This window comes from Streptomyces sp. NPDC005761, from assembly GCF_040630635.1.
Taxonomy (GTDB): Bacteria; Actinomycetota; Actinomycetes; order Streptomycetales; family Streptomycetaceae; genus Streptomyces.
In genome coordinates, this window is the sequence record NZ_JBEXXX010000017.1 from 119558 (window position 1) to 137529 (window position 17972).

The 17972-nt window shown below is 69.3% G+C and carries 16 protein-coding genes and 1 riboswitch; of the genes, 5 read left to right on the forward strand and 11 right to left on the reverse strand.

The window, feature by feature from the left end:
• Positions 1-31 precede the first annotated feature (31 nt).
• Positions 32-898: an alpha/beta hydrolase gene (locus ABZ434_RS18195; RefSeq protein WP_359137239.1), complete on the forward strand. Its 867-nt coding sequence runs from the start codon at positions 32-34 to the stop codon at positions 896-898.
• A gap of 308 nt (positions 899-1206) precedes the next feature.
• On the opposite strand, the gene ABZ434_RS18200 is transcribed toward ABZ434_RS18195, so the two are convergent.
• The 10 genes from ABZ434_RS18200 to ABZ434_RS18245 all read right to left on the reverse strand — a co-directional run bounded on the left by ABZ434_RS18200 (position 1207) and on the right by ABZ434_RS18245 (position 12166).
• Positions 1207-2073 carry a thioesterase family protein gene (locus ABZ434_RS18200; RefSeq protein ID WP_359137242.1) on the reverse strand — a complete coding sequence of 289 codons (867 nt, stop codon included), beginning with the start codon at positions 2071-2073 and terminating at the stop codon, positions 1207-1209.
• A gap of 86 nt (positions 2074-2159) precedes the next feature.
• The gene (locus ABZ434_RS18205; protein ID WP_359137246.1) at positions 2160-2819 is read right to left on the reverse strand and encodes a trimeric intracellular cation channel family protein; all 660 of its coding nucleotides are present in this window, start codon (positions 2817-2819) and stop codon (positions 2160-2162) included.
• Positions 2820-2837: 18 nt separating this feature from the next.
• Positions 2838-4076: a dipeptide ABC transporter ATP-binding protein gene (locus ABZ434_RS18210; RefSeq protein ID WP_359137325.1), complete on the reverse strand. Its 1239-nt coding sequence runs from the start codon at positions 4074-4076 to the stop codon at positions 2838-2840.
• Between the two features lie 50 nt (positions 4077-4126).
• Complete coding sequence (locus ABZ434_RS18215; RefSeq protein ID WP_359137328.1) at positions 4127-5188, reverse strand: ABC transporter ATP-binding protein; 1062 nt, start codon at positions 5186-5188, stop codon at positions 4127-4129.
• A gap of 29 nt (positions 5189-5217) precedes the next feature.
• Entirely contained in the window at positions 5218-6228 is a 1011-nt protein-coding gene (locus tag ABZ434_RS18220; protein WP_359137249.1) for an ABC transporter permease, read from the reverse strand.
• A 141-nt stretch (positions 6229-6369) separates the two neighbouring features.
• Entirely contained in the window at positions 6370-8088 is a 1719-nt protein-coding gene (locus tag ABZ434_RS18225) for an ABC transporter substrate-binding protein (RefSeq protein ID WP_359137331.1), read from the reverse strand.
• A gap of 117 nt (positions 8089-8205) precedes the next feature.
• A complete protein-coding gene (locus ABZ434_RS18230) occupies positions 8206-9204 on the reverse strand; it encodes an ABC transporter permease (protein WP_359137252.1) in 999 nt (332 codons plus the stop codon).
• Positions 9205-9625: 421 nt separating this feature from the next.
• Positions 9626-10432, reverse strand: a complete 807-nt coding sequence (locus ABZ434_RS18235) for an enhanced serine sensitivity protein SseB C-terminal domain-containing protein (protein ID WP_359137255.1) — start codon at positions 10430-10432, stop codon at positions 9626-9628.
• A 173-nt stretch (positions 10433-10605) separates the two neighbouring features.
• Positions 10606-11376 carry an enhanced serine sensitivity protein SseB gene (locus ABZ434_RS18240; RefSeq protein ID WP_359137257.1) on the reverse strand — a complete coding sequence of 257 codons (771 nt, stop codon included), beginning with the start codon at positions 11374-11376 and terminating at the stop codon, positions 10606-10608.
• A 103-nt stretch (positions 11377-11479) separates the two neighbouring features.
• Positions 11480-12166, reverse strand: coding sequence for an AAA family ATPase (locus tag ABZ434_RS18245; protein ID WP_359137259.1), 687 nt, complete (start codon positions 12164-12166; stop codon positions 11480-11482).
• A gap of 169 nt (positions 12167-12335) precedes the next feature.
• Positions 12336-12428: riboswitch (glycine riboswitch) on the forward strand.
• Between the two features lie 141 nt (positions 12429-12569).
• Here ABZ434_RS18245 and gcvT point away from each other — a divergent pair.
• The 4 genes from gcvT to ABZ434_RS18265 all read left to right on the forward strand — a co-directional run bounded on the left by gcvT (position 12570) and on the right by ABZ434_RS18265 (position 16980).
• Entirely contained in the window at positions 12570-13685 is a 1116-nt protein-coding gene (gene gcvT / locus ABZ434_RS18250) for a glycine cleavage system aminomethyltransferase GcvT (protein WP_359137262.1), read from the forward strand.
• Positions 13686-13786: 101 nt separating this feature from the next.
• The gene (gene gcvH / locus ABZ434_RS18255; RefSeq protein ID WP_350990993.1) at positions 13787-14164 is read left to right on the forward strand and encodes a glycine cleavage system protein GcvH; all 378 of its coding nucleotides are present in this window, start codon (positions 13787-13789) and stop codon (positions 14162-14164) included.
• Between the two features lie 18 nt (positions 14165-14182).
• Positions 14183-15442: a serine hydroxymethyltransferase gene (gene glyA, locus ABZ434_RS18260; protein ID WP_359137264.1), complete on the forward strand. Its 1260-nt coding sequence runs from the start codon at positions 14183-14185 to the stop codon at positions 15440-15442.
• A 155-nt stretch (positions 15443-15597) separates the two neighbouring features.
• Positions 15598-16980 carry an L-serine ammonia-lyase gene (locus ABZ434_RS18265; protein ID WP_359137267.1) on the forward strand — a complete coding sequence of 461 codons (1383 nt, stop codon included), beginning with the start codon at positions 15598-15600 and terminating at the stop codon, positions 16978-16980.
• A gap of 180 nt (positions 16981-17160) precedes the next feature.
• On the opposite strand, the gene ABZ434_RS18270 is transcribed toward ABZ434_RS18265, so the two are convergent.
• Positions 17161-17472 (reverse strand): MerR family transcriptional regulator, encoded by a 312-nt coding sequence (locus tag ABZ434_RS18270; protein ID WP_359137270.1) that lies wholly within the window; start codon positions 17470-17472, stop codon positions 17161-17163.
• Between the last annotated feature and the right edge of the window lie 500 nt (positions 17473-17972).

Sequence of the window (17972 nt, forward strand, 5' to 3'; positions counted from 1 at the left end):
GGAATTGCGGGAGACCCTTAGGCTGTCCGGCATGGGCGACGCAACACCATGGGTCCTGGACCGTGCGTTCCACAGCTCCTCCGGGCAGGTCCGCTGGGCCGCCCTGGGCCGGGCCGGGGCGCCGCCCGTCGTGCTGGTGCACGGCACGCCCTTCTCCTCGTACGTCTGGCGCGGCGTGGCCCGGGCGCTGGCCCAGGAGTACCGGGTGTTCGTCTGGGACCTGCCCGGGTACGGCGACTCCGCACAGTTCGAGGGCCAGGACGTCTCGCTCGGAGCCCAGGCCCGGATCCTCGGCGAGCTCCTCGGACACTGGCAGCTGACCGAACCGGTCGTGGTGGCCCATGACTTCGGCGGCTGCGTAGCCCTGCGCGCCCATCTCCTGCACGGCGCCCGCTACCGTCGCCTCGCCCTGGTGGACCCGGTGGCACTGGCGCCCTGGGGCTCGCCCGCCTACCGGCTGCTCGGCGGACACCCGGAGGTCTTCGGGCAGTTGCCACCGGCGCTGCATCGCGCACTGGTACGGGAGTACGTGAGCTCCGCCAGCAGCCCCGGACTGGCCCCGGCGGTCCTGGACCGGCTCGTCGCGCCCTGGTGCACCGAGGCGGGCCAGCCCGCCTTCTACCGGCAGATCAGCCAGAACGACCAGCGGTTCACCGACGAGATCCAGCACCGGTACGGGGAGATCGACATGCCGGTGCTGATCTGCTGGGGCGCCGACGACACCTGGATCCCGGTCGCCCGCGGTCGCGAACTGGCCGCGCTGGTCCCCGGCTGCGAACTGCGGATCATCGAAGGGGCCGGGCATCTCGTGCAGGAGGACCGCCCGGCGGAGCTGACCGCCGCGCTCACCCGTTTCCTGCGGACTCGCCCGGCCCCGGATCCCCGTACAGCGCCATGACCGCGGCCGACGCGTCGACGACGCCGGCGGCGTCGCGTCGGCCGCCTCGTCCAGCGCACGGCTCGACGCGGAGCCTGCGGCCGGCCGGCCCGGTGGCGGGCACCGGCCCGTGGGGCCGAGCCGCAGCAGGATAGAGAGCCGCCGGCCGTAATACACCGGACCGGCACCCCACGGCCCGGTCGGCGCGCGGTCGCCAGCCGCGCGGCGCGCGACCGGCGGACGGGGCGGAGACCCGAACGAGAACCAGGATCAGCAGCCGCGCGGTGCGCCGACCGGCGGAAAGTGGCGGCCCCGGACGAGAACCAGGATCAGCTGCGCGGTGCGCGGGCCAGCTGGCGGGACTGGGCGACCAGTCGGTCGGCGCTGTCCCAGACGTCCGCGTCCTCCTCCAGGAAGCCGCCCGCCAGGTTGCGGGTGGTGATGGAGACGCGCAGAGGGCCGGGGGCGGGGCGGCAGCGGATGTGGGTGGTGAGCTCGATGGTCGGCGTCCAGCCCTTGAGCCCGAGCTCGAACGAGGTCGGCGGCAGCGCGTCGACGGTGAGGAGCAGCGAGAGCGGGTCGGCGTCGCGGCCGTCCGCGAGCCCGAACCAGCCGCGCATCTCGCCCTTGCCGGAGGGCTGCCCGACGGCCCAGCCGATGGTCGCCGGGTCGAGCTTGATGTCGAGCCGCTCGGTGATGGCGGAGCTCCCGGGGATCGGGGCGGGGCCGTCGGACGGGCCCAGGCAGTGCTCGCGGGGCGGGATGGCCGGAGGCTCGGCCGACGTGCGGATGTCGTCGGTCAGGGCGTCCAGGTCGCCGTAGGTGGCGATGACCCGGATGCGCTCGACCTCGGTGCCGTCCTCGGCGTACTGGAAGAGGGAGGCCTGCCCGGTGGAGAGCGTGCGTCCGGTGCGGACGGTCTGGGTGCGGATCACCGCCGGGCCGGGGACGGACGCGGTGAGGTAGTGCGCCGAGACCGAGAACGGGTCCGTGTGCGGCAGGGCTTCGCCGAGTGCGCGGCCGAGCATGGCCAGCAGATAGCCGCCGTTGACGGCGTGGATGATCGTCCAGCCCGCGGAGAGTTCGGCGTCGTACACGCCTTCCTCGCGGAGGGTGACGGCGGTGTCCCGGTCGAACTCGCTGTCGCCGATGGATGCCTGCGCGGTCGGAGCCGCCTGCGTTGCTGCCTGTGCCATGGAATGCACCGTACACCGATGCTATTACTGAGCGGTAGCTTTTTCGGGTCGGCGAGATGACGGCTCCGGAGCGGCCCTGGTCCGGGCTACCCCTCGTCCGGCGTCGCCGAGCGCCGGTTGTAGGCCCGCGGGGCCCGCCAGTGGAAGCGCAGCGCCAGCAGCCGCAGAACGAAGGCCGTGATCACCGCGCAGCCGCTGGTGAAGGCGTTGAGCGCGTCGAAGCGGATGCAGAGCACGATCATGGCCGCCCCGACGATGGCGGGCACCGCGTACAGGTCGCGGTCCCAGCGCAGCAGCGACGGCACCTCGTTGGCCAGCACGTCGCGCAGCACACCGCCGCCGACCGCGGTCGTCAGGCCCAGCGCCGCCGACGCGGTCAGTCCGAGGCCGTAGTCGTACGCCTTCACCGTGCCGGTGACGCAGAAGAGCCCGAGCCCGGCGGCGTCGAAGACGTTGACGCCGACCTGGATCCGCTCGACCTGCGGGTGCAGGAAGAAGACCAGGCCGGCGGCGAGCAGCGGGGTGGTGAAGTACCCGAGGTCGGTGAAGGCGGCGGGCGGTACCGCGCCGATGATCACGTCACGGAACAGCCCCCCGCCCAGCGCGGTCACCTCGGCGAGCACCGCGATGCCGAAGACATCGAAGTTCTTGCGTACGGCGAGCAGAGCGCCGGAGATCGCGAAGACGAAGATTCCGACGATGTCGAGCGCATGCTGGACGGAGGGCGTGAACAGTTCGTTGAGCACCGGGCAATTGTGCCGGTACTACTCCTTGGGGCTGTCCCCGGAGGCTTCCGAGGGTGTTGCGGCGTCGGGCTTCGCGTCCGGCTCAGCAACCGCGTCCGGCTTCGCGTCCGGCTCAGCGACCGCGTCCGGCTCGGGCTCGGCGACGGCCTCGACGTCCGGCTCCGCCTTCGCGACCGAGACCAGCTCGACCGCTTCCCGGGCTCCGGCCAGCACCTGCTGGCCCGGTACCTGGTCCTCGGCGTTCTCCGGGTGGTGGCAGGCGACCTGGTGACCGGTCTTCAGCGCGATCAGCGGCGGCTCCTGCGTCTTGCAGATCTCCGTCGCCTTCCAGCACCGGGTGTGGAAGCGGCAGCCGCTGGGCGGCGAGATCGGCGAGGGCACATCGCCCTTGAGCAGGATGCGCTCGCTCTTCGCTCCGCGCCGCCGCGGGTCCGGCACCGGCACCGCGGACATCAGGGCCTTGGTGTAGGGGTGCATGGGCGCCGAGTACAGCGACTTGCGGTCGGCCAGCTCGACGATCTTGCCCAGGTACATGACCGCGATGCGGTCCGACACATGGCGGATGACGGAGAGGTCGTGCGCGATGATCACGTACGTGAGCCCGAGCTCGTCCTGGAGGTCGTCCAGCAGGTTGACGACCTGCGCCTGGATCGACACGTCCAGCGCCGAGACCGGCTCGTCGGCGACGACCAGCTTCGGGCGCAGGGCGAGCGCGCGGGCGATGCCGATGCGCTGGCGCTGACCGCCGGAGAACTCGTGCGGGTAGCGGTTGTAGTGCTCGGGGCTGAGCCCGACCAGCGACAGCAGCTCCTGGACGTGGTTCTTGAGACCGCCCTCGGGCTCGACGCCCTGGAGCTTGAACGGCGCGCTGACGATGGTGCCGATCGTGTGCCGCGGGTTCAGCGAGGAGTACGGGTCCTGGAAGATCATCTGGACGTCGCGGCGCATCGGCCGCAGCTTGCCCATGGACAGGTGCGTGATGTCCCGGCCCTCGAACTCGACCTTGCCGCCCGTCGGTTCGATGAGCCGGGTGATGAGCCGCCCCATCGTCGACTTGCCGCAGCCCGACTCGCCGACGACGCCCAGGGTCTCCCCCGGGTACACCTCGAAGTCGATGCCGTCCACGGCCTTGACCGCGGCGGTCTGCCGTCCCAGCAGGCCCTTGCGGATCGGGAAGTGCTTGACCAGGCCCTCGACGCGGAGCAGCGGCTCGCGCGAGGAAGTCGCCTGCTCCGGGATCTTCACGTCCTTCTCCAGCACCGGGGGATCCTTCTTCTCGCTCACGTCGCTCACATCACTCGCCTCGCTCACAGCTTCGGCGCAATCTCTTCGGTCCAGATCCTGGTCCGCTCCTCCGGTGCCATGTGGCAGGCGGAGAAGTGGCCGTCGCCGACCAGTTCCAGTTCGGGACGCGTCGTGCGGGTGACGTTGTCCTTGGGGATGTCCGCGTACGGGCAGCGCGGGTTGAAGGCGCAGCCGCTCGGGACGTTGATCAGCGACGGCGGCTGACCCTTGACGGGGATCAGCCGCTCGGTCTGCTCGCGGTCGATGCGCGGCATCGAGGTGAGCAGGCCCCAGGTGTACGGGTGCTGGGCCTCGTAGAAGACCTTCTCCGCCGGCCCGCGCTCGATGCACCGGCCGCCGTACATCACCAGGAGCTCGTCGGCCATTTCGGCGACGACCCCGAGGTCATGGGTGATCATGATGACGGCGGAGCCGAACTCCTTCTGCAGGTCCCGGATCAGGTCCAGGATCTGCGCCTGGACGGTGACGTCCAGAGCGGTGGTCGGCTCGTCGGCGATGAGCAGTTCCGGGTTGTTCACCAGGGCCATCGCGATCATGGCGCGCTGGCGCATACCGCCGGAGAACTCGTGCGGATGGGAGTCGACCCGCTTGTGCGGCTCGGGGATGCCGACGCGGTCGAGCATCTCGATGGCACGGGTGCGGGCGACCTTCTTGCTGACCTTGTTGTGGACCCGGTACGCCTCCACGATCTGCGCGCCGACCGAGAAGTACGGGTGCATCGCGGAGAGCGGGTCCTGGAAGATCATGGCCATCTTGCGGCCGCGCAGCTCGCGCACGCGGTCGTCGGACGCGCCGATCAGCTCCTCGCCGTCCAGCCAGACCTCGCCGGAGATACGGGCGTTGGGAGCCGTGCGGTGCAGACCGAGCACGCCGAGCGAGGTGACGGACTTGCCGGAGCCGGACTCGCCCACGATGCCGAGGGTCTGTCCGGGCTTCACGTCGAAGCTGACCCCGTCGACCGACTTGACCAGCCCGTCGTCGGTCTTGAAGTGGATGCGCAGGTCCCGTACGGAGAGGAAGGCATCGTCGCTGCCGGCCCGCGCGGTGGTGGCGGACTCGCCCATCACCGCGGTCTGTGCCTTGGAAACCTCACTCACGAGAGCCTCACCCTGGGGTCGATGGCGGCGTACACCAGATCCACCAGCAGATTGCATACGACGATGAAGAAGGCGGCGACGAGGGTCACGCCCATGACGATCGGAAGATCGTTCTCCTGCACGCTCTTGATGGCGTACTGGCCGAGTCCGGGGAAGGAGAACACGGTCTCGGTGATGACGGCACCTCCGACCAGCAGGCCGAAGTCCATGCCGAAGATGGTCACGATCGGAGTGAGCGCGGCCCGCAGACCGTGCTTCCCGATGACGCGGCTCTCCTTGAGGCCCTTGGCACGGGCCGTACGGATGTAGTCCTCGCCCATCGTCTCCAGCATCCCGGCTCTGGTGATGCGGGCGTAGAGCGCGGAGTAGAGGAAGGCCAGCGAACACCACGGGATCAGCATGTTCCACGCCCAGTCCAGCGGATTCTCCGTGAAGGGGACGTAGGTGATGGCTTCCCAGATGGGCCATTGCACGGTCAGCACGCCGAGCGCGAGCATGCCGGTGAAGAAGATCGGCAGGGAGACGCCGGCGAGCGCGACACCCATGAAGAAGCGGTCGAGGATCGAGCCCCGCTTCAGCGCGGATACGACGCCGATGGCCACACCGCTGAGCAGCCAGATCACGGCGGCACCGATGGCGAGCGAGAACGTGACCGGAATGCGCGCGGTCAGCTCGGGCCACACCTCGATGTGACGCTTGAAGGAGTATCCGAAGCACGGAACACCACAGTGGGTGGCCTCGGGGCCGAACTGGAAGTCGGCGCCGACGAAGAGCTGCTTCAGGAAGTGCCAGTACTGGATGTACAGCGGCTGGTCGAGGCCGAGGTTCTGCTTGACCGCGAGGATGGACTGCGGATTGGCGTCCTTGCCCACGTACTGGGCCGCCAATTGGTCCATCGTCTGCCCGGCCAGTCGGGGGACGAGGAAGAAGATCGCGAAGGTGACTGCGCTGACGATCAACAGCAGCAGTACCGCGCCGAAGACGCGTCGGATGATGTACGCAGCCACAGCTATCCGGCGCCGGTATCTGCTCGCCGGGGGTTACCCATGCGTTCGGACACCGTGCCTTCACCTGCCTTTCGGGACAATTCTGGGGGTCCGGAGGCCGCCTCCCGGGCCGCGTGCGCGGCCCGGGAGGCGGGACCGTTCCTACTTGGCGGAACCCATCAGCACGTAGTCGTACATGCCGAGGTAGGCCTGGGTGACCGTGACGTTCGTCGCGGACTCCGGGCGGAGCAGCAGGTTCTTGCGGTAGATCAGCGGCACAGCGGTGGCGCCTTCGGCGACAGCCTTGTCGATGTCGCCCCAGGCCTTCGCGCGGGCGGCGTCATCGGTGGTGGCGATGCCGTCGTTGAGCATCTTGTTGATCTTCGGGTCGTTCAGTTCCTGGACGTTGTTACCACCGGACGGCTTGATGGCCGAGCCGTTGATGATCTGGTCCAGGAAGCCGAAGCCGGTCGGCCAGTCGGCACCCCAGGCGCTCATGATCATGCCGAGCTTGTTGGCGTGCACGTAGCTCGGGTTGCCCGCGAAGTTCTGGAAGTACTTGCCCGCCGGGAAGGTCTTGATCTCGGCGTTGACGCCGATCTTCTTCAGCGAGGCCTGCACCGCGGTGACCATGGCCATCTCGGCCGGGCGGTCGGAACGGGCCGAGATCTTGGTGTCGAAGCCGTTCGGCTTGCCACACTGCTTCAGCTCGTCCTTGGCCTTGGCCTCGTCGCCCTTGTGGCCGGCGGACTCGTACAGGTCGAACTTCGAGTAACCGTTGACCGTCGGCGGCAGCAGCGTCGTGGCGACGTCACCCTTGGGGTCGCCACCCTGTGCGGCCTGGACCGACGCCTTGTCGATGCCCCACTGCACGGCCTTGCGGCAGTGGACGTTGTCGAACGGCGCGACGTTGACGTTCAGACCGATGTACGAGGTGGCACCCGCGTACGAGTTGTCGGTCTGCTTCTTCAGCGCGGCCTTGGTGAGGACCTTCGGCTGGGTCGCCGGGGCGACACCGGTGCCGGCACCGTCGACGGTGATGTTGTCGGAGAGCAGGTTGTTGTCGACCGTCTCCTGCTTCACCTTGAAGCGGATCGTCACCTTGTCCGGCAGGGCCGGGCGCAGCGTGTCCGTCTTGGCGTCCCAGTTCGGGTTGCGCACGAGGGTCGCGCCGCGGCCCTCGTCGTACGACTCGAACTTGTACGGGCCCGAGGACACGATGTTCTTCACGTAGTCGGCGCCCTTGTCCTTCGCGGCCGGCACGGGGGCCGTCTGCGAGAACGTCGCCAGGTAGTCGAAGTCCGCGAAGGCGTCCTTCAGCTTGAAGATGATCGTGGAGTCGTCCGGCGTCTCGATGGAGGCGATGCCGTCCGGGTTCTTGTCCTTGTACGGACCCTTGTACTTGTCGCCACCGAGGAGGTGGGCCTTGAAGTACGTCGGGCCGTTGGACAGGGCCTCCGGCGCGAAGTTGGAGCGCTCGACGGCGTACTTGACGTCCTTCGAGGTGATCGGGGTCCCGTCCTCGAACTTGAGACCCTTCTTCAGCGTGTACGTCCAGGTCTTCGCGTCCGGGCTCGCCTTGCCGAGGCTCTCCGCGAGGTCCGGGACGACCTCGAGGCCCTCCTTGCCGGCTGCCGGCTTGAAGGACGTCAGGGTCCGGCCGTACAGGCGGGAGAAGTTCTGCACCCAGCCGTAGTACGTGTTGCCGGGGTCGAGGGAGTCGGGCTCGTCCGACATCTCGAGCTTGAAGGTCCCACCCTTCTTGTCCGACTTGTTGACGACCGACGTCAGCGCGGCGTCGGTGGCGGAGGAGCCACCGTTGCCGCCCTTGCCGCTGCCGTTGTCGTCGTCCGAGCCGCCGCACGCGGATGCTCCGAGCATCAGGACCACAGCTGTGGCGACCACCGCTGTCGTTTTACTGGTCTTCACCTGAGGAAATCCCCCTCAATCGATGGTTGCCGTGGCATGTCGCACGTCGTCGTGACGAGCACCCGGGCACTACTTACTACGAGGATCGAGCGCATCACGCAGCCCGTCTCCCAGCAGGTTGAACGCCAGCACCGTGACGAAGATGGCCACGCCCGGCACGATCATGTACATCGGGTCGTTCTCGTAGAAGTCGATCGCGTTGGTGAGCATCCCGCCCCAGGAGGACTGCGGCGGTGCGATACCGACACCCAGATAGCTGAGTCCCGCCTCGAAGAGGATGTTCGAGGGGATGAGCAGCGTGGAGTAGACCAGAATGGGGGCCACCAGGTTCGGCAGCAGCTCCCGGAAGAGAATGAAGGGTCCGCGGGCGCCCAACGACCGTGCCGCTTCGACGAATTCGCGATTGCGCAGGCTCATGGTCTGGGCTCGGACGATGCGGCCCATGTACGGCCAGCTGAAGAAGCCGATCACGAAGATCAGTACCGCGATCCTCAGCGGCAGCCCCTCCAGACCGAACGCGCCGTCCTGCAGCGCCGCCGAGATGGAGATCGCGAAGAGCAGCAGCGGGAACGCCAGGAAGGTGTCCATCATGCGGCTGATGACGGTGTCCACCCAGCCGCCGTAGAAGCCGGACACGACACCGAAGAAGACGCCGATCACCACGGAGAGCAGGGTGGCTCCGACCGCGACGACCAGGGACACCCAGGAGCCCTCGATGATCCGGGACATGATGTCGCGGCCGTACTGCGGTTCGACGCCGAACGGGTGGCTCCAGCTGATGCCGCCCCAGTCGCCCTTGGGCGCGAGCAGCGCGGGGTCGATGAGGTCCTGGTGGAACTCGTTGGGGTCCAGGCCGAAGACGGCCTGGATCGGCTTGGAGAGCACGGCGAGCAGGATCAGCAGGATGACAACGATGCCGCCCGCCACCGCCACCTTGTCGCGCTTGAAGCGCGTCCAGGCGATCTGTCCGAGCGAACGGCCTTCGATCTGGCTCTGTTTGACTCCCGTGAGTACTGCCTCCGGCTGCGCCTCGGCAGCCGAACCGGTGGTCTCGATCGGTGCGGTCACAGTGCCTCTGACCCCTCCCGCCGGCGGTGGCCGGCCCTTACTCGCCGCGGTGACGGCCTGGCGCGTGTCAGCCGCGGCGCTTCCTGCGGCTGATGTTTTTCGGTGCGATGAATGCGTCTGTGGAATGACCGCCGGTGCAACCTCGTACAAAGGGCGGACGATCCCCACTAGCCGGGAGTCTTCAACGGCATTGCGATCACCCGCCAGACCTGACGGGGAATGTTTGCTCAACCGTGATGCGGTCAGTGAGCTTCCGTTATCCGGACACCTTGATCGAGTGAGCGGACTACTCGGCCACTAATCCACCAGAACGGACATGACGCCCAACATGCGCTATTGAGTGGCTATTTGGGTGACAGAGACAGACGAGATGTCCCTCGGGGAGCCGTTTGTCCGGTCCTGGGACGGGGCCCGGGCGGGCCTAGTAGGCGCGCGGGGCGGGGCCGGGTGCCTGCGGGTATCCGTAACCCGGAGCGACGACCGCACCACGGCCGGCCGGGGCGTGCGGATCGCGGTCGTAGAACGGACGGGAGTTGGCGCGCAGCCACATCGCAACCGGGTCGTGATCGTCGGCCATCGCGACCGTCGAGACCGGAAGACCCTTCGGAACCGAGCCGATGGACTGCTGCATCATCGCCCGCACGGCGTCGACGGAGGGGCCGCTCGTGTCGTACAGATCGAGACCGATGGCGAGGTACGGGACGCCGAGCGCGGGCTGCACCCAGGCGCGGCGCAGCGAGCGGATCGCGGGGGTGTGATGGGCGTTCTGGGTCAGCTGGGCGTAGAACTGCGGGATCTCGATGGCGGGGTCGCTGATCCGCAGCGGGCCGGCGGGCATCCGGTCCAGGCCGGTGGCGATCCGGCGCAGGTCCAGCCAGGGGATGCCCACGCCGCCCCCCGGGGCGTGCGGATTCAGCCAGATGCCCCAGCGGTCGGGGAACAGTGCGCGGGCGATGTCGCGGCCTCCCACGACCTCGTGGTCGCGGTTCCAGCCGCTGGCGGAGAGTTCCTGGGCGGAGGTGACACAGGGGGCGTAGCCGAGGCCGTCGATCTCCATGCTCCCGTACTGGGAGTCGGGCGAGCCGGCCCGGCCGTGCCACAGCAGCATCCAGATGCGGTCGGCCGCCAGCGCCTGGAGCAGCGCCTCGTACGCGTCGTAGCGCCCGGGCGTCACCTGTCGCAGCATGTGCTCGACCTGCCCGGCCGCCGCCGTGCCTGACGCACTCACCCTGGGTCCCGCCCCTCTTCGATCCAACGTGTCGGCCTGCCGTTACCCGGGCTCTCGGGGACGGCGCGGTGCCGAGGCACCAGCCATCAAACCAGCTTATGCGTCGGGCCTGACACCGACTTGACTCCACGGGCACCGGCGTCGCCCCGCGGCGCCGGTGCCCTGCGGTGCCGCTACTCGGCGGGGCGCTGATAGAACGGCCGCACCCGTGCCCGCATCCAGTCGGCGACCGGGTCCTGGGCGACGTCGAGCAGCACCAGGTTGACCGGCCACGGCACCTCGACGCGCCCCAGTGCCCGCCCCAGGGCGTCCATGGGCGCGTTGCGTCCGGCTCCGTCCCAGGTGGAGAACTCGATGCCGACGAAGAGGACGGGGTCGCCGCCCTCGATGCTGGCCAGGGCGCGGCGGGCGCTGAGCACGACGCCGCTCTCCTCGAACTCCCCGGCCGCGGCGGCGAGGAAGTCGACGGGTTCCTCCTGCCAGTCCGGCTCGTACAGCCGGACGCGGCCGCCGGTGGCCGGCCCGTCCAGCACGGTGCGGCCGGCCCGGCAGAGCTCGGCGACGGCGGGCGGCGGCAGCGGCATACCGACCGCGCCGCCCGGGTTCACGGCGATGCCGAGCTGCGGGGGCAGGCCGCGGGCGAACTCCCGGGCGGGAGCCACGGTGAACGACATGTGCGCACCGACACAGGTGAGGAACTGCTGTTCGGAGCTGAACACGGGGACGTACGGAGCGCCCTCGACGTCCAGCGTCGGCAGATCCAGATCGGTGGCGTCCGGCGAGCCGCCGTTGGGCAGGGGCACCCAGAGGTGGCTGCGGCCGAGCACCTCCACCAGTCGGCCGCCCGCCTCGGGGCTGCCGAGCGAGGCGCTCAGCACTTCTTCGAGCTCGTTGGCCGGCCATCCGCCCTGCGGATGGGTCCGGGCCGGTGCCGGAATGTCCACTGTCTCCCTCTCTCACCCCATGTCGTGCAGCAAGAGGTTAACGCCGTGTCCCTGGATACCCGCCAGTCGCACACGGGCTGTCCAGCCATCGGACAGCCATTTTTCAGGCCTCACTCTGTGCGTCTGCGAATGTGATCCGCGCGACCAGGCCCGCCGCCTCCCGGTCCAGCAGCACCGCCGAGGCGCACCCGAGGGGCAGCAGGCCCGACTCGGTGTCCCGGAGCAGCCGCCCCACGGCCCGGCGGTGCCGGGCGAAGGCGTAGCCGGAGACTCCGCGCCCGCGCTCGAGCTGTCCCTCCCTCGCCGTCTGCGGGGTGACGTCGAGCAACACGAGGTGCAGGGTGTGGCCGCGGCGCCGGGCGTCGCGGGCCAGCCAGCCGCGCACCCAGGCCTGGGTGCCGCAGTCGTGGACGACGACGGAGGCGCCGGAGCGCAGCACCCGCCACAGCCCCCAGTAGTGGGCGACGCGGACGAGCGGGCGGTAGAGGGCGTACGGGAGTAAGCGGGGCAGCCGGGCCGCCCAGCGGTCCCTGGTGTCCTGGGAGTCGATGGCGTGTGCCGAGACGGCCCGTGCGATGAGCGTCGATTTGCCGCTGCCGGGCAGCCCGGAGACCACCACCACGTCGCCCGCCGCGAAGTGCAGGCCGCGCGGGCTGCGCCCGTCGCGCTGGCGCAGATCCCGTACGACCGGCGCGTGCGGGCCCGCCTTCTCCCTGGCCGGCGCACCCGGCTGCGCGGGCAGTGCGCCGTGCGCGACCCCCGCGGTCGTCGCGTACCGCTGCAACGTCATCGCCCTCCCCCTGTCGGCTACCCACACCTGCCCAAGAAGTGTAAAGAAAAGGTAATGCGGCACAACCGTCCGACCCGCCGGATTCCCCCAGCGGACCGGCATCGGTACCGGCCCCCCACTCTCCCGCAATGCGTGCGATGATGACCCCGTCAACTGCATAAAGGCCGCTCGAATCCGCGCGGGAGAGTCCCGGCCCCGTGCCGGGCGCCGAAGGAGCAAGATCCTCCCTTGAATCTCTCAGGCCCCGTACCGCGTGGATGAGGCAGATCTGAAAAGCGGGCCGCTCTGCGGCTCCACCCAAGGTGCAAGCCGAACCCCTGCGGGGTCTCTCGGCGAACCTCTCAGGTTCCGATGACAGATGGGGAGGGATCGTCCTCGTCGTCATGCCCTGGGAGCCTTATCCATGAGCACCGCCCCCCGTCTCACAGCCCTCGATGCCCTGCACCGTTCGCTGGGCGCGACCATGACCGACTTCGCCGGCTGGGACATGCCGCTGCGCTACGCCAGTGAGCGCGACGAGCACAACGCCGTCCGCACGAAGGCCGGGCTCTTCGACCTCTCGCACATGGGCGAGATCACCGTCACCGGACCCGAGGCCGTGGCGCTGCTGAACTTCGCACTCGTCGGCAACATCGGCACCGTCTCCACGGGCCGGGCCCGCTACACGATGATCTGCGCCGAGGACGGCGGCATCCTGGACGACCTGATCGTCTATCGCCTGGGCGAGACCGAGTACATGGTGGTCGCCAACGCGGGCAACGCGCAGATCGTGCTGGACGCCCTGACCGCCCGGGCCGAGGGCTTCGACGCCGAGGTCCGCGACGACCGCGACGCGTACGCGCTGCTCGCCGTCCAGGGCCCCGAGTCCCCCGCCATCCTGGCTGCCGTCACCGACGCCGACCTGGACGGCCTGAAGTACTACGCCGGCCTGCCCGGCACGGTCGCCGGCGTTCCCGCGCTCATCGCCCGTACCGGCTACACCGGTGAGGACGGCTTCGAGCTGTTCGTCGCTCCCGGGCACGCCGAGCAGCTGTGGAAGGCCCTCACCGAGGCGGGCGCCTCGCGTGGCCTGATCCCGTGCGGGCTCTCCTGCCGCGACACGCTGCGCCTGGAGGCGGGCATGCCGCTGTACGGGCACGAGCTGACCACGGCGCTGACCCCGTTCGACGCCGGTCTGGGCCGGGTCGTGAAGTTCGAGAAGGAGGGCGACTTCGTCGGCCGCAAGGCCCTTGAGGCCGCCGCCGAGCGCGCCGAGACCGCCCCGCCCCGCAAGCTCGTCGGCCTGGTGGCCGAAGGCCGCCGGGTGCCGCGCGCCGGCTTCCCGGTCGTCGCGGAGGGCCAGGTCATCGGCGAGGTCACCTCGGGCGCGCCCTCGCCCACGCTCGGCAAGCCGATCGCCATGGCATACGTCGACGCCGCCCACGCCACGCCCGGCACCGCGGGTGTCGCCGTGGACATCCGGGGCAGCCACGAGCCGTACGAGGTCGTGGCGCTGCCGTTCTACAAGCGGCAGAAGTAGAACCGCAGAGCCCACGGGCGCCGCGTACGTGACGCAGTCCTGTCTCACACCGTAAGACCATCGTTCATCAGCACTCCCCCGCGTACAGGAGAATTCAGGTCATGAGCAACCCCCAGCAGCTGCGGTACAGCAAGGAGCACGAGTGGCTGTCGGCCGTCGAGGACGGCGTGGCCACCATCGGCATCACGGAGTACGCGGCCAACGCGCTCGGTGACGTCGTCTACGCCCAGCTCCCTGAGGTCGGTGACACGGTGACCGCGGGTGAGACCTGCGGCGAGCTGGAGTCGACCAAGTCGGTCAGCGACCTGTACTCGCCGGTGACCGGTGAGGTCACGGCCGCGAACCAGGACGTCGTGGACGACCCGTCGCTGGTGAACTCCGCCCCGTTCGAGGGCGGCTGGCTGTTCAAGGTACGTATCGCGGAGGAGCCGAAGGACCTGCTCTCCGCCGACGAGTACACCGCGTTCTCCGGTAACTGAGACCCAAGGGACCACCTGATGTCGCTTCTCAACTCCTCCCTCCACGAGCTGGACCCGGACGTCGCCGCCGCTGTCGACGCCGAGCTCCACCGTCAGCAGTCCACCCTCGAGATGATCGCCTCGGAGAACTTCGCTCCCGTCGCGGTCATGGAGGCCCAGGGCTCCGTCCTGACCAACAAGTACGCCGAGGGCTACCCCGGCCGTCGCTACTACGGCGGCTGCGAGCACGTCGACGTGGTCGAGCAGATCGCGATCGACCGCATCAAGGCGCTCTTCGGCGCCGAGGCCGCCAACGTGCAGCCGCACTCCGGTGCGCAGGCCAACGCCGCCGCGATGTTCGCGCTGCTGAAGCCGGGCGACACCATCATGGGCCTGAACCTGGCGCACGGTGGTCACCTGACCCACGGCATGAAGATCAACTTCTCCGGCAAGCTCTACAACGTGGTCCCGTACCACGTCGACGACACCGGTGTCGTGGACATGGCCGAGGTCGAGCGCCTCGCCAAGGAGTCCAAGCCGAAGCTCATCGTGGCCGGCTGGTCCGCCTACCCGCGTCAGCTGGACTTCGCCGCCTTCCGCCGCATCGCGGACGAGGTCGGCGCGTACCTGATGGTCGACATGGCGCACTTCGCCGGTCTGGTCGCCGCGGGTCTGCACCCCAACCCGGTGCCGCACGCCCACGTCGTCACGACCACCACGCACAAGACCCTCGGCGGTCCGCGCGGTGGAGTGATCCTGTCGACGCAGGAGCTCGCCAAGAAGATCAACTCGGCGGTCTTCCCGGGTCAGCAGGGCGGTCCGCTGGAGCACGTGATCGCGGCCAAGGCGGTCTCGTTCAAGGTCGCCGCGACCGAGGAGTTCAAGGAGCGCCAGCAGCGCACCCTGGACGGCGCCCGCATCCTGGCCGAGCGCCTGGTGCAGCCGGACGTCACCGAGGTCGGCGTCTCCGTCCTGTCCGGCGGCACGGACGTGCACCTGGTCCTCGTCGACCTGCGCAACTCGGAGCTGGACGGCCAGCAGGCCGAGGACCGGCTGCACGAGCTGGGCATCACGGTCAACCGGAACGCCATCCCCAACGACCCGCGGCCGCCCATGGTCACCTCGGGTCTGCGGATCGGTACGCCGGCCCTGGCCACCCGTGGTTTCCAGGCGGAGGACTTCACCGAGGTCGCCGAGATCATCGCGTCCGCCCTCAAGCCGTCCTACGACGCGGACGACCTGAAGGCCCGCGTGGTCGCGCTCGCCGGGAAGTTCCCGCTGTACCCCGGTGTGAAGTAGCCGAACCGGCGCATTTGCACGTTGGGGAGGGGCACCGCGCACACTGAACAGTGAGCGCGGTGCCCCATCCCTTGTCCCCGCTCTTCGGGCCCACCCCCGCCCGTACCGCACCACCCGGCAGACAACGGCGTCTACCAATCCTTAGGAGTCTCCCCGTGGCCATCTCGGTCTTCGACCTGTTCTCGATCGGCATCGGCCCGTCCAGCTCCCATACGGTCGGCCCGATGCGCGCGGCCCGCATGTTCGCGCGCCGGCTGAAGAACGAGGGCCTGCTGGCCCACACGGCCTCGATACGCGCCGAACTCTTCGGCTCCCTCGGGGCCACCGGCCACGGCCACGGCACCCCCAAGGCCGTCCTGCTCGGCCTGGAGGGCGAGTCCCCCCGTACGGTCGACGTCGAGACGGCGGACGACCGGGTCGACGCGATCCGCGCCACCGGCCGGATCAACCTCCTCGGCATGCACGAGATCGCCTTCGACGCCGACAAGCAGCTGGTGCTGCACCGGCGCAAGAGGCTGCCGTACCACGCCAACGGCATGACGGTCTTCGCGTACGACCACGAGGGCGCCCCGCTCCTGGAGAAGACGTACTACTCGGTCGGCGGCGGCTTCGTCGTGGACGAGGACGCGGTGGGCGAGGACCGGATCGTCCCCGACGACACGGTCCTCAAGCACCCCTTCCGCACCGGCGACGAGCTGCTGCGCCTCGCCCGGGACACCGGGCTGTCGATCTCCTCCCTGATGCTGGAGAACGAGCGCGCCTGGCGCACCGAGGACGAGATCCGCTCCGGCCTGCTGGACATCTGGCGCGCCATGCAGGCGTGCGTCTCCCGCGGCATGTCCCGCGAGGGCATCCTGCCCGGCGGCCTCAAGGTCCGCCGCCGCGCGGCGAACACCGCCCGCCAGCTGCGCGCCGAGGGCGATCCGCAGACCCACGCGATGGAGTGGATCACCCTCTACGCGATGGCGGTCAACGAGGAGAACGCCGCGGGCGGCCGCGTGGTCACCGCCCCGACCAACGGCGCGGCCGGCATCATCCCGGCGGTGCTGCACTACTACATGAACTTCGCGGCCGGCGGAGCCACCGAGGCGGAGAAGGACGACAGCATCGTCCGCTTCCTCCTGGCGGCCGGCGCCATCGGCATGCTGTTCAAGGAGAACGCCTCCATCTCCGGCGCCGAGGTCGGCTGCCAGGGTGAGGTCGGTTCCGCCTGCTCCATGGCCGCGGGTGCCCTCGCCGAGGTCCTGGGCGGCACCCCGGAACAGGTCGAGAACGCCGCCGAGATCGGCATGGAGCACAACCTCGGCCTGACCTGCGATCCGGTGGGCGGACTCGTCCAGATCCCGTGCATCGAGCGCAACGGCATGGCGGCGGTGAAGGCCGTCACCGCGGCGAAGATGGCGCTGCGCGGCGACGGCAGCCACAAGGTCTCCCTCGACAAGGTCATCAAGACCATGAAGGAGACGGGTGCCGACATGAGCGTCAAGTACAAGGAGACCGCCCGCGGCGGACTCGCGGTGAACATCATCGAGTGCTGAGGCTGTAGGCCCTGACCAGCGCTTCTGGGTCCTTCAGCGCTGCCGGGGCCTCCCCACACCTGGTTTCCGGCGCGGCTGTGCGTTGTTCCTGGGACAGAGCACGGCAAAGCGCCCACGGGCGGCGGGCTCTCGATCTCCTGGCGGCGCGTACGTGCCGCCGGCCTTGGGCGGGTGGGGCGTTCAGTCGGTGCGGTGGTGTTCGGCGTTGATGCGCTGGGCCTCTTCGAGCTGGTCCTCGAGGATGACGATGCGGCAGGCAGCCTCGATCGGGGTCCCGTTGTCGACGAGTTCACGGGCACGGGCGGCGATGCGGAGCTGGTAGCGGGAGTAGCGGCGGTGGCCCCCGGCGGATCGCAGCGGGGTGATGAGGCGTGCTTCGCCGATGGCGCGGAGGAAGCCCTGAGTGGTGTTCAGCATCTCGGCGGCCCTCCCCATGGTGTAGGCGGGGTAGTCGTCGTCATCGAGGCGGCCGAAGGAGTCGTCTGCTGTCATCTGTACCTTCCTGTGGAACACGCGTCGGAGGGGCCCTGGTGCCATTGGCACCAGGGCCCCGAAGGAACTGCTACACCATCGGCCGGCTCTGATCGGATACGCCGGCTCTGTGTTTCCGCCTGCCCACCGGGAAGAGGTCCGGGGGTTGCGGGGATCGCGGTTGCTTGACCGGAGACCACCTCACTGTCGATGTCCTGCGGTACCCGGGCCCACATCGTTCACCCGGGCGATCCTGATGGCGTTCAACTCCTCCGTTCTTCCCTCTGAATCAACTATCTTCCGAGCGGGAACTGCTGACCCGCTGGTCCTGCGAACCGCTGGTGGCCTCCGACAGCGCCACTCTTCGGCAGCCGGCCCCTTCGCCCGTCCTGCGTCTGCTCCGGCTCGGAGCCCCACTGCCGAACCTCCCGGTACGCGCGCCGCAGTCTGACGCCTTTACCGAGGAACCACTGATACTGCGGACTGCACCTGCGTACTGCGGTACTGCTCGCGGCGGCCCC